Origin of the sequence: Heliomicrobium gestii (genome assembly GCF_009877435.1) — a bacterium.
Taxonomy (GTDB): domain Bacteria; phylum Bacillota; class Desulfitobacteriia; order Heliobacteriales; family Heliobacteriaceae; genus Heliomicrobium; species Heliomicrobium gestii.
Genome location: NZ_WXEX01000004.1, coordinates 242,888 through 255,472, shown reverse-complemented (window position 1 = coordinate 255,472; position 12,585 = coordinate 242,888). Strand labels below are relative to the sequence as shown.

The following is a 12,585-nucleotide window of genomic DNA, read 5'->3' as shown; positions in this document are numbered from 1 at the left end:
GATGCAGGGGGCGTGGATTGCCCCTGTATCGGCCTCTTTTTTTACACCGTAACGGCGCCCTTTTCAGCGGCGCGGTTCAACTTTTCTTGCGGGGGGATGGAACGATGATCGAGACAGGCCGTCTAATGGCGATCCTGGCGCATCCCGATGACGAGTCTTTTTGCATCGGCGGCACGCTGGCCAAGTACGCCGCTCAGGGGGTGGAGACAACGCTGATCTGCGCCACCCGGGGAGAAGCGGGCAAGTGCGGCGAACCGCCCATCTGCCGTCCCGACGAGTTGGGCAGCGTTCGCGAGGCCGAACTGCGCCGGGCCGCCGAGGTGCTGCAGATCGGCCGCGTCGAGTTCCTTCCGTATCGGGACAAGGAGCTGAACGGGGTCGATGAAAAAGAGATCGTCGCCCGTCTTGTCGGTCTCATCCGCCGGCATCGACCACAGGTGCTGATCACATTCGGTCCCGATGGCCTGACGTGCCATCCCGACCATGTGGCGATCTCCCGATTCGCCACCGCTGCCGCTTGTCTCGCCCCGGCGCACTGGGCCTACCCCGAGGAAGGCGCCCCCTGGCGGCCCGGACGGTTTTTCTATACGGGGATGCCCTGTTCCTATATCAACGCCTTCGGGGTCAGCCACTGCGTTCCCCGGGCCGACAGTGAGGTGTCGGCGGCCATCCCCGTCGGGCCCTACCTGAGGCAAAAGCGGGCGGCCATCCGCTGTCACCGGACGCAGAGCCGTTGCATCCGGGAGTTGGAGCGGCTCACCGACCCCACCATCCGCAGCGGCGAACGGATGCGCCATCGCGACTGGGAGTTTTTCTTCGATCCCTTCGCCCCGACAGGCGCGATCGTCGATGACCTTTTTGAGACGCCGCAGGCGCAGTCCACAGGAGCGGATTGGCCTGTGGGCGCCTCTGCAACGACGAAACATTCGGCGGACGATTCGGTGAGGACCTATCCGGAGGCGGACTTCGCAACGTGGCCTTGCGCAACCATCCATTCCCCTTCGGCAGGCTGTGTGGCTGCCCATGGTTCACCGAGATCGCGCCAGCCCTTGGCCTGGACGGCGACACAATAAAAAACGAGCGGCCGGATAAAGGTTTCATTTACGCGATAGAGCGTGAGAGAGCGAGAGAGAGAAGGAGGCGATTGGGATGGAACAGTACATCGAATTCCCTGTCGAAAATGTGGTGCTGCGGGGAGTTCTTCATCGACCGGAGAAGCGGGCCGGATCGGGCAGCGCGCCGGCGATCGTCCTCTGCCATGGCTTCTGCGGGACCAAGGTGGGCCTGCACCGCATCTTTGTCAAGGCGGCCCGGACCTTCGCCCAGGCCGGCTACGCCGTGCTTCGCTTTGACTTCAGCGGCTGCGGCGACAGCGACGGCGAGCATGGGGAGACCACGCTGGAGCGGCAGGTGCGGGAAGCGCGCCGCGCCGTTGAAACCGTGGCGGCCCTGCCGGGGATCGACCCGAAGCGGATCACCTTGCTGGGACTCAGTCAGGGCGGATGTGTGGCCGCGCTGGCGGCGCCATCGCTGCCCTTTTTGGAACAGGTCGTCCTCTGGGCGCCGGTGGCCCGTCCCTGGAACGACATCACCGGCCTTCTCGGGCGGGAGTTGACGGAACGGGCGCTGCGCAACGGCTGGGCCGATTTCGGCGGCTACGCCATCGGACGGACCTACCTGGAGTCGTTGCGCAAACCCGATCCGGTGGAAGCGATCCGCCATGTGCCGGTGCCGCTGTTGGTCATCCACGGAACGGGCGACCAGGAGATCACCTGGGAGAACACCTGCAAGTATCATGTCAGCCGAAAAGTGGCCGGCCTTGGTCATCTGACCAACACCATCCTGGTCACCGGCGCCGATCACACCTTCTCCTCCCATGAATGGGAACAGCTCGTTTTCTCGCAAACCCTGTCGTGGCTGCAAGGGGAAAGTCGACGGGAGCATGGCGACTGCGAAGCGCCGCGTTGCGCCGTCGTATTATAACCCAAAACAACAGCGGCGCCAGGCTCATCATTTGAGCTTGGCGCCGCTCTGTTTTTATCCGCAGTCGATGGTGGACAGGGCTTCGGCGATGGTCTTGGCTTTGGTCTCTTCGCTGTAGGAATCGATGATCTGGCGAGCCTTGCGGTTGTGGTTTAAGGAGGCCGGGCCGCCGACACAACCGCCGGTGCAGGCCATTCCCTCGATGAAATTGCCTGGCGGTCGGCCGACCTTGGCCTGGCGGAGCGCCTTGATGCAGGCCTCGAGGCCGTCCACCTGGATCGGCTTCAGTTCCACCGGCACGCCGGCCTCTTTCAACGCCTGGGCGATGGCTTCGGAGACGCCGCCGCAGCGGGCGAAGCGTCGGCTGAAGGGGGACGCCTGCTGGAGCGGTTCGTCGGGGCACTCGGACAGTTGGATGCCGGCGGCGTCGAACATGGCCAGGATCTCCTCAAAGGTGAGGGCCAGGTCGATGTGATCGCTGCTCTTGGGCAGGTTGCTCTCCACCTTCTTGGCGTAGCAGGGGCCGATGAAGACTGTCTTGGCGCCGGGGTGCAGCTTCTTCACATAGCGACCCACCGCCACCATGGGCGACACCGAGGTGGACACGTTCCCCGTCAGGGTGGGGAAGTGTTTTTCGATGAGGGAGACGAAGGCGGGGCAGCAGGAGTTGGTCAGGAAAGAGCCTTCCTGCAATTTCTCCGCCAGTTCCTTGGCCTCATGGTCAAGGATCATGTCGGCGCCGAGGGCGGCTTCGTGGACGGCGGCAAAGCCGAGCTTTTTCAGGGCATGATGGACCTGGCCGATGGTGATGCCGGGAATCTGGCTGGCCACTGAGGGGGCCAGAACGGCGTGGACCGTCCCGTCCTTCGGCTTCAGCAGTTCCACCGCTTGGGGAATGTAGGAGATGTCCGAGATGGCCCCGAAGGGACAGCTGATGGCGCAGTGGCCGCAGGAGACGCATTTGTCGGGGTCGATGCGGGCGATTTTGTCCTCGCCGTAGCGGATGGCTTTTACCGCACAAGCCTTGATGCAGGGGCGTTGCATATCGGTGATCGCCCCGTAGGGGCAGACCTGGTGGCAGCGGCCGCATTCGATGCATTTTTCCTGATTGATGTAGGCGAGGCGGTTGATCTGAGCGATGGCGTCGACGGGACAGGCCTCGACGCAACGGTGGGTGATGCAGCCGCGGCAGGCCCCGGTGACGGTGAAGCGGTCGACGGGACACTCGTCACAGGCGATTTCAATGACGCGCACGAGCGGATCAGGGCCGTCGGCGCTAAAGGGCACACCGGTCTGGGGCTCTTCCCCGCAGGCCAGGCGAACCCGTTCGGCCGATACGGCGCGTTCCTTATAGACGCAGCAGCGAAAGCGCGCCTTATTGCCCTGAAACACCATGGTCGGGATAAACTCGCGATGGGCCTCCAGGGTTCCTTCCATGGCCATCTTGGCGACTTGCTGGAAGACCTCGTGGCGGATCATCTGAATGGTTGTTTCGTATTTTCTTCCGTTTACCGACTCGTTCGGCATGGCAAATCCTCCTTTGGTCCCTTCGTGCTGCTTATGTGAATTCGATGTCACCCGAACCCTATACGTATTTGACAAAAAGGGTAGAAAACCTTGCTTTTTTGTCGCCGTTTCGCGGATGTTTTTTTGTCCAACGGGGAAGGGTTTTACTGAGGTCTCGTTTTCAGACAGCCCAGGCGCCTCGTCTGTAAAAGCCAGGAATGTCCATGACGGTCATGAATTTGGCGAGATCGTCGCCGCACGCAAAGGCAGGGATCGACACATGCTTGCCGTCACCTACCAAGGCATCAAAGACGTGAAAGTCAAGGAAGTCAAGGATCCGGAGATCGAGCATCCCGAAGACATCCTCGTTCGCATCACCTCGACGGCCATCTGCGGCTCCGATCTGCACCTGATCCATGGGATGGTGCCAAACATGCCGGAAGACTACATCATCGGCCATGAGCCGATGGGGATCGTGGAAGAGGTCGGTCCTGATGTGCGTAAGGTGAAGAAGGGCGATCGCGTCATCATCCCCTTCACCATGGCCTGCGGCCATTGCTGGTACTGCGAACACCAGTTGGAGAGCCTCTGCGACAACTCGAATCCCCACGGCGAGGCCGGCGGTTTTCTGGGCTACTCAGAGACCTTCGGCGGCTATGCCGGCGGGCAGGCCGAGATGCTCCGGGTTCCCTACGGGAATTTCACGCCTTTCGTCGTTCCGCCCGGCTGTGAGATGGAAGACGAGAAGATCCTCTTTCTCTCGGACATCTTGCCAACGGCGTGGTGGAGCGTCGAAAACGCCGGCGTGAAAAAAGACGACACCGTTGTCGTCCTCGGCTGCGGTCCTGTGGGGCTCCTGGCCCAGAAATTTTGCTGGCTCCAAGGGGCCAAACGGGTCATCGCCGTCGACTACATCGGTTATCGTCTCGACCACGCCAAAAAGACGAACCATGTGGAAACCTTTGATTTCACCAAGGCGGAGCATCCCGGCGAACACCTGAAGGAGATGACCAACGGCGGCGCCGACGTGGTGATCGACTGTGTGGGCATGGACGGCAAGATGTCGGCATGGGAGATGGTGGAGACGGCCTTGAAACTCCAGGGCGGCGCCCTGGGCGCTGTCAACTTGGCGACGCAGGCGGTGCGCAAGGCCGGCACGATCCAACTGACCGGCGTCTACGGCATGCGCTACAACGCCTTCCCCTTGGGCGATCTCTTCGCCCGCAACGTCACCTTGAAAATGGGGCAGGCGCCGGCCATCCACTACATGTGGGGGCTCTACCGGCGGATCGAGCGGGGGGAATTCGATCCGACAGACATCATCACCCACCGGCTGCCCCTGACAGAGGCGGAGTATGGCTACACCGTCTTTGACGCCAAAAAGGATGATTGCATCAAGGTGGTTCTGAAACCGTCTGGGGTGCATTAATCGCGCTAGAATCGGAACAACCGGATGCCCGATTTCCAGAGACCACTGGAATCGGGCATCTTTTTTTGCACCCGCCCCACAATTCGACATAATTTTCCTGCTAAATGATTGATAATGATGTTGCTGTATGAAAATTCAAGATATAGAGGAGAGGCCATACGTGAGACAATGGGTCGAACTTCTCGGGGAACCAATCCGAACGAGGGCGCTATCGAAGACGATGACGATGATGAAGTCAAGGATTGATTTTGCCTATATGGCGGTGTTCGTGTTGGCGTTTCTGTCAACGGTGGCCTTATTCCCGGTCTGGAAGAGCCACCATGCTGCCGTGCATGCCTTCGTCGAACTCCTCTGCGTGCTGTTTTCGCTATCAGGTTTTCTGATCACCTGGATTCTCTTTGAGAAAGGGACGCCGGGAAGCCATCTTTTCGGCTTTGGATTCCTGTCCATCGGTCTCTTTACTTTTTTTCATATCTTTGCGTTTCTCGGGCTATTCTCAAGCCCTATCGACAGACACGATCTCACGGTCCGCTACTGGATCATGGAACGGATTGTTGAAGCGATGGTCATTCTCAGCGCATCGGAAGGGATATCGATCCGTTTAAACCGCTGGGTGTGGCTCTCCATCACCTTGTTGGGGACATTGTCGATATCATTGGCCCTCTTGGCCTATCCCGGCCTCTTCCCGATCACTTTTCTTGAGGGACAAGGAAGCACACCGGCAAAAATGCTGATCGAGCTCATGATTACGGGTCTATTTCTTTTCTGCTTGATCCTTCAGTTGGAGCAGAAACCGGTGAAGCGCAGCGGATACAAACGGTATGTCCTGTTGGCCTTGCTGCTGGCGCTACCGGTAGGGCTGCTGTCAGCCGGTTTTATGTCCATGCTTTCCTTTGACGGCTTGCTCATCCACATCCTGAAAGTCTTCTACTACGCCCTTTTATTTATGGGGCTCTTTGTCAATATGATCACAGAGCCGCACCGGGAACTGTCCATGGCGTCGGAACGCTTTTTAAAAATTTTCCATTCCAGCCCGGCGAGCATCTCCATTGTCTCCATCGACGGGTATCGTTACATTGATGTGAATGGCGCCTGGGAGAAACTGACCGGCTATTCCCGAGAAGAAGTCATCGGCAAAAGTCAACGGGATTTTATTTGCCTCGATCAGGAGATACACCGGGCCATCGCCAATCGACCTGTGCAGAACATCATGGGCGTATTCACCACCAAGGCGGGTGAGATCCGGGAAGGCCTGATCACCACCGAGGTGACCGAGTTGGATGGCGTTCCCTGCCTGATCTACGCCACCATCGACGTGACGGAGAAGAACAAATTCGAGCGGGAGTTGTCGCGCCTTGATCGATTGGATCTGGTCGGGCAGATGGCGGCCGGGATCGGCCACGAGATCCGAAACCCGTTGACGACGGTGCGGGGGTTTCTCCAGCTATTTGGCGCTAAAAAAGGCATGGAGGGATATGGCGAGTATTTCGACTTGATGATCAGCGAATTGGACCGGGCGAACGAGATCATCACCGAATTTCTCTCCCTCGCCAAAAACAAGCCGAAACAAGTCAAGATCCAGGACATGAACCAGATCATCAGCAGTTTGCATCCCTTATTGATGGCCCAAGCCTTCAAAAGAGACCAACAATTGATCACAGAGTTGGGAAACGTCGCTGCTCTGGCCTTGGATGAGCACGAAATCCGCCAACTGCTCCTGAACCTCGTCAACAATGCCTTTGACGCGATGGAAAAAGGCGGAACAGTGACGATCCAAACCTACAGCGAGGGTGATCAGGTCATACTGGCCGTCTGTGATGAGGGAACAGGGATAGCGAAAGAGATCCAAAGCCAGATCGGCATCCCCTTTTTTACAACGAAAGACTATGGAACCGGATTGGGGCTTGCCACCTGTTATACCATCGCCGAGCGCCATCATGGACGGATCGACTATCAAACCGGCCCCGAAGGCACCACCTTCTATGTCGCCTTTCCGAGCGCAGAGAAAAGAGAGCGGACGGCCGACGAAGGAGACAGGAGCGGCGAGAGCGGGTATGGGGCAGAGAACAGCAGGATGGAGAGAGCGTCGTAAAGGCGCTAGGGCGAGCAAATCGCACCTATGGGTTGGCAGCAAGGCGACAGCGCAGGCAATGGAGATAGAGAGCCTTTGTAAGGTGTTTGTTGATACAATATACTTTTAGCGTGAGAAAAAGGGATGAAAGAGGGGCCGTCGATGAGTCAACTGACCATCAAGAAAAAAATCATCATCGCCACACTGCTATCTGTCCTGCTGAGCACAACCGCCATCGGCGCATTGATTTACAAGTCCTACAACGATGAGATCGTTGCCTACAGCCAAGAACAGCTAAAGATCTCTGACGAGAATTTCAACCGCCTGATGCAGGGCGATGTGGCCATGTTGTCTTCGACGTTGGACGCCCTGATGCAGAATCCGCAGATCGCCGAGATCTATCAACGGCGGGATCGGGATGCCCTCTACGCCGCCGTGTCGCCCCTGTTTCAGCAACTCCGGGAGCGATACCGCATCACCCACTGGTATTTCCATACACCGGAGTCAGACCGAAAAGCCTTCCTGCGCGTCCACCAAAAAGAAACCTTTGACGACGAGATCAAGCGCATCACCTACCTGAAGGCGATCGAGACGAAGAAAACCGCTTCCGGGCTGGAGCTCGGCAAGACCGCCTTTGCCCTGCGCGTCGTCTCGCCCTACTACCAGCAGGGGCAGTTGATCGGTTATATGGAACTGGGCGAGGAGGTCGACCACTTCCTGGGCAGCCTCAAGCAGCAATCGGGCTATGAGTATGGGATGCTGATCAAGAAAAATTATCTGGATTCTGCTGAATGGGCCAAACTGCGGAAAAACCGGGGTTTGGCCAACAACTGGGACGATCAGTCCGATGTGGTCTTGGTCGACCAAACCTTTGACGCGTCGGCGGCTTTCGCCTACGCCGCTAATGTGGAGGATCTGCCGGACAACGGCCAGGTCGTCAAGGATGTAAAAGACAACGGCGCCATATACACCAAAGCCATTTTTCCCATCTTCGACGCAGGCCACAAAAAAGTGGGCGCCGTCGTCGTCCTGCGCGACATGACCGCCGCCTACCAGGAGATGCAGAAAAAGATGGCCCTGCAGATCGGTGTGGTGTTGCTGATCAACATCGCCGTGATTTACATACTGACTCGCCTGATCTATCGTCCCATCGTCGACCTGGCCGCACTGGCCAAAGAGCTGGCGTCGGGTAACCTGAACGTGTTGCGCGATGACAGCGAACACAGGGGCGATGAGATCGGAGAATTGAAAAGCGCCATCGCCGTCAACGTCAACGACATGCGCAACCTGATCGCCCATATCCAAGAAAAATCAGTGAAGGTGCAGGAACTTTCGAGCCATCTCAATAGATCCTTCCAGGAGATCAGCGACGTCACGGAAGAGGTCTCCCTCAGCACCCAGGCGTTGGCCGCCGGCGCCGCCACCCAGGCAGAGGAGGCCATGCAGGCCCGGGATCTGGCGGGACAGATGATCGAGATCAGCCAGGTGGTGGACAGGGAACGGAAGAACCTCGTTCAGATCGTGAGCAAAACGGTCAGCCTGACAGACGACGGCAACGCCAAGATTCACGATGCCGTCGCCAAGATGCAGGTGATCGCCGACACCAATGCGGAGACGGTGGACCAGATCAAGACGCTCGAACAACGCTCCCAGGAAATCGGCTCCATCGTCGACATGATCACCGCCATCGCCGCCCAGACGAACATGCTCGCATTGAACGCCGCCATCGAGGCCGCCCGCGCCGGTGAAATGGGACGGGGCTTTGGCGTCGTCGCCGAAGAGGTCAACAAACTGGCCGGTGAATCGGGCTCTGCGGCCCGGCAGATCGCCGAACGGATCGGCGGCATCCAAAACCTGATCCAGCATATCACGGAAAACATCCACGCCGGCGCCGGCCAGATCGATGAGGGCGTTCACGTCGCCAACCTCGCCGGCCATGGCTTCCAGCAGATCGCCCAGTCAGTCGGCCGGTTCCTGAGTGAGGTCGATAAGCTGAATCAGGCCACAGAGGAACTGGTGAACAAGTCGCAGGTTGTCATGAACGTCATCACCCATGTGGCCGCCGTGACCGATGACTCGAAAAAATCCACCGAGAACATCTCGGCGGCCACGGAAGAGCAATCGGCGACCATGCAGGACATCAGCGGCACATCGCAGAAGATGGCGAGCATGTCGACGGAGTTGTTGGAGGTTGTGGGGAAGTTTAGGGTGTAGGGTGGGGATAGTCCTCCCTTCGTTCTGTCAGGAGATATGATGTGAACCCTTCAACGGAAAGTTGATTTTCCGTTGGAGGGTTCTTGATTATGTCCAGATTTTCAAAGAGATGTTGGGGAACTCTTCGATTATTTGTAACATGGTGCAGAAAATCTGGAGGAATATCGTAACTTAAGTAAAATATTATGGAAAAAACACAAACAGAGGTGGGAATCACCATGAGTGATATAAACCCCCTGAGTTAAGGTTTCATAAGTTGCGCAAGACCAAGCGATTCAGCAATATTTCATATTCACCGGTTATAGCTTCGATGGAGGAATGAACAATGTTACTTTTAAATCAATGGCTCTATGATGCGCCAGAATACAGTTTTGAGCCATTGTTCTCCGTTTCCAAGGATTTATGCGTAGCCACAAAATACTCCAAGAGCACGGAAAAAAAGCTGTTGGTGAGAAGTCCGGAGATAGAAAGAGCCATTATATCGACTGTAAAAAAAGGCGTACAGCGAGATGACTGGGAAGGGATTCTCTTCATTTTAGGAACAGGTTTATTGCCGAAATTCCAAGGAATCATGATAAGCATAACGGATAGACAAGGGATCAAGAATGAAGTCAATGAAAATATTAAAAATATACAGAGTAACTATAACAAGTTTGCCCGTTGGGGCGATGGTTTGGACTATCATATCGGTGATTTAAGCCATGCCATGTTTCAGTTTGAGGCATATCGAGAACCGAAAAAGCGATATTTATCTTTGGCGCAACAGTTGTTTTCCTCGTTTGAACCACCTGTGTTAAAATCACAAGTATATTTATATGTTTTACCATGGTATGCCGACAGTGTTGGTCCCTCTGGGGTCAGACAATCATTGAAAGAGTTGAAAAAGGAAATAGCATACATCATCGGCGGGACACAGGTCGTTGCGTAAGCAGTGAGGCGACTATGAATAAAGAGGATAAAAAGAAATGGCTCAAAGCGGTTTTATAGAGTCGGAAGACCTCTTCTTCGAACTCTTTGCCGAAACCTTCGGCCTCGACAAACTCCAATACCTCGTCCCGGAATACCCCTTCGAGGACATCTACGGCTACCCGAGACGCATTGACTATGCGCTGATGAGCGGCGTGGAAAAGTATGCCCTTGAGATCGATGGGCAGCGCTACCACGATCCCACACAGGTGGCGAAAGACAAGTTTATCGACGATCTGATCCGTCAAAACAGCCTCGTCTACCAAGGCTGGACGGTTTATCGCTGGGCCTACCGGCAATTGACCCAAAGCCGGGAACAGGTGAAAAGCGAACTGGTGCAGTTCTTGGGGCACAACCCATTGCTTCAGTTGTGGGCCGAGTTTTTGCCGCATCAGCGGGCGGGCGAGGTCGCCTCTGGAGATTTAGAACTGCGCGAACACCAAGCGGTCGCGTTGGATGAACTTGCGAGGCTGCGCCGGGAGGGGAAGACGCTCGCCCTGTTGACCCACGCTACGGGAACGGGGAAGACGACCACGGCTGTTTTAGACGCCAAGCGAGTCGGGTTGCCGGTGCTCTTCCTCGCTCACACCCGCGAATTGGTCGAGCAGGCCGCCCATACCTTCGTCCGGCTTTGGCCGGAGGCGGAAGTGACTATAGAAGATGGTGACGGACGCCGTAGCCTCGCCAGAGGCAAGGAGAGCCTGAAAAGGCGAGAAGGGTGCGACGCTGCCGGCTCGGATGAGCATGAAAAGGATGTTTTCGCGGGAAAAGTCACCGTAAGCAGTGTTCAATACGTAAGTCGCAACCTCTCCCAATATGCTCCTGAACAGTTTGGCTATCTTGTCATCGATGAAGCCCATCATGCCACATCCCGTACATACAAGGAAGTCATCGGCCACTTCAAAACGCGCTTCTTGCTTGGGTTGACGGCCACGCCAGAACGAATGGACGGTCAGTCCCTGCTCGATATCTTTCAGCATGTGGCCCACCGGATGGATTTGAAAACAGCGATCGAACTGGGGGAACTCGTCCCCATCCGCTGTGTCCGCGTCAAGACCAACGTCGATTTATCGTCTGTGCGCTTCAATGGGTTTCGCTACCAGGCCAAGGACTTGGAGGAAAAACTGCGCATCCCTGAGCGTGATCGTCTGATTGTGCAGACCTACCTTGAACTGACGCCTGGGGAGCGAGCGGTCGTCTTTTGCGTCAATGTCGCTCACGCCGAGAGGCTGGCAGAATTGTTCTGCGCCGCAGGGGTTGAGGCCAGATCCGTCTCGGGTCGGCAGAGTCGGGTGGAACGCCAGCAGATCCTCTCCGACTATGGGGCGGGCGCCATTCAAGTGCTTTGCGCCTGCGACATCCTCAACGAAGGGTGGGACAGCCCGGAGACGCGGGTGCTCTTGATGGCCCGGCCAACCTTGTCCAAGGTGATCTACCTCCAGCAGTTGGGGCGGGGCACACGGAAAGCGCCTGGAAAAGAGTCCTTGCTGGTTGTCGACTTTGTCGATAACGGAAACCGGTACAACCAGGGCGTGAGCTTGCATCGGCTGTTTAAGATCCGCGAGTATATGGCCGGTCGTCTGGCTCTCGCTCCTGTCGAGCGGATTGCCGAAGAGCGGGCAGCCTGGGAAGCGACCCGGGTCAGCCAGGATCTGCCCGAGGCCTTTGCCCACCTGCACCTTTGGCTGAAAGACATCGAAGTGGTCGATCTCTTTGATTGGCAGCATGCTATTGAGCATATGTGGAGCCACCGCCGCTTGGCGATGGAGTTGGGTGTTTCCGATGATACGGTGATCAATTGGGTGAGGAAGGGGAAAGTGGTGGCCGATCATGTGGTTCCCCTCGGCAAGCGCACCTTCTATTACTTTGAGCCTGAACGCGCCGAAGAGATCCGGCGCGTGACAAACACGCCGCCACGGCTTCCGATCTATGACGAGTTTTTCCTTTTTGTGCGCCAGGCCGATCGGGTCTTTTCCTATAAACCGGTTCTGCTGGCGGCGATGATCGAATTGGCCGATACCGGCGGCCGGGTTGGTGTGGACCGCCTTGTGGAACGCTTTGCGAGCTTCTATCAAGAACGACAACGCTGTGGATTGCCTGTCGAAGCGCCCAAGGCGAAGATGGCGCGGATAGAGAATCTGACGAACGACGAGATCCGCGTCGTGTTGTTCGAAATGCCCTTTGAAAAGTTCGAACGAAAAGGATACTTCCGCCGTTGTCGCGAATTGACGGAAGTAGAGTGGCATCCATCTTTGTGGGCCAAGCTCACTGTTGCTGATAAAGCAACACTCCTGAGTGAGGCCGAGTTGCAGATTGAGGACTATTATTCAAGGCGGGTTGCGCCGAAGAGATAGAGCGAGGCAGCCCAGCAACGTCCCTAGCGCCGATGGGATTTTTCTAGAGAAAGGAGCGCGCG

General features: G+C 56.8%; 8 protein-coding genes. 7 read left to right on the top strand and 1 reads right to left on the bottom strand.

The features are described from left to right. Positions 1-104: 104 nt before the first annotated feature. Together GTO89_RS06485 and GTO89_RS06480 are read left to right on the top strand one after the other, a co-directional pair. Positions 105-1,073 (top strand): PIG-L deacetylase family protein, encoded by a 969-nt coding sequence (locus tag GTO89_RS06485; RefSeq protein ID WP_161261239.1) that lies wholly within the window; start codon positions 105-107, stop codon positions 1,071-1,073. A gap of 76 nt (positions 1,074-1,149) precedes the next feature. Next, positions 1,150-1,983, top strand: a complete 834-nt coding sequence (locus GTO89_RS06480; protein ID WP_161261238.1) for an alpha/beta hydrolase — start codon at positions 1,150-1,152, stop codon at positions 1,981-1,983. Between the two features lie 54 nt (positions 1,984-2,037). On the opposite strand, the gene GTO89_RS06475 is transcribed toward GTO89_RS06480, so the two are convergent. Further along, positions 2,038-3,510, bottom strand: coding sequence for a 4Fe-4S dicluster domain-containing protein (locus GTO89_RS06475; RefSeq protein ID WP_161261237.1), 1,473 nt, complete (start codon positions 3,508-3,510; stop codon positions 2,038-2,040). Positions 3,511-3,769: 259 nt separating this feature from the next. On the opposite strand from GTO89_RS06475, the gene GTO89_RS06470 reads away from it, so the two are divergent. From GTO89_RS06470 to GTO89_RS06450, 5 genes are all read left to right on the top strand, one after another. Next, entirely contained in the window at positions 3,770-4,918 is a 1,149-nt protein-coding gene (locus GTO89_RS06470; protein ID WP_161261236.1) for a zinc-dependent alcohol dehydrogenase, read from the top strand. A 160-nt stretch (positions 4,919-5,078) separates the two neighbouring features. Then, the gene (locus GTO89_RS06465; protein ID WP_161261235.1) at positions 5,079-7,010 is read left to right on the top strand and encodes an MASE3 domain-containing protein; all 1,932 of its coding nucleotides are present in this window, start codon (positions 5,079-5,081) and stop codon (positions 7,008-7,010) included. Positions 7,011-7,151: 141 nt separating this feature from the next. Then, entirely contained in the window at positions 7,152-9,203 is a 2,052-nt protein-coding gene (locus GTO89_RS06460; protein ID WP_161261234.1) for a methyl-accepting chemotaxis protein, read from the top strand. A 325-nt stretch (positions 9,204-9,528) separates the two neighbouring features. Then, on the top strand, positions 9,529-10,131 hold the full coding sequence (locus GTO89_RS06455) for a hypothetical protein (protein WP_161261233.1): 603 nt from the start codon (positions 9,529-9,531) through the stop codon (positions 10,129-10,131). A gap of 37 nt (positions 10,132-10,168) precedes the next feature. Beyond that, the gene (locus GTO89_RS06450; RefSeq protein ID WP_161261232.1) at positions 10,169-12,523 is read left to right on the top strand and encodes a DEAD/DEAH box helicase family protein; all 2,355 of its coding nucleotides are present in this window, start codon (positions 10,169-10,171) and stop codon (positions 12,521-12,523) included. Positions 12,524-12,585: the final 62 nt, after the last annotated feature.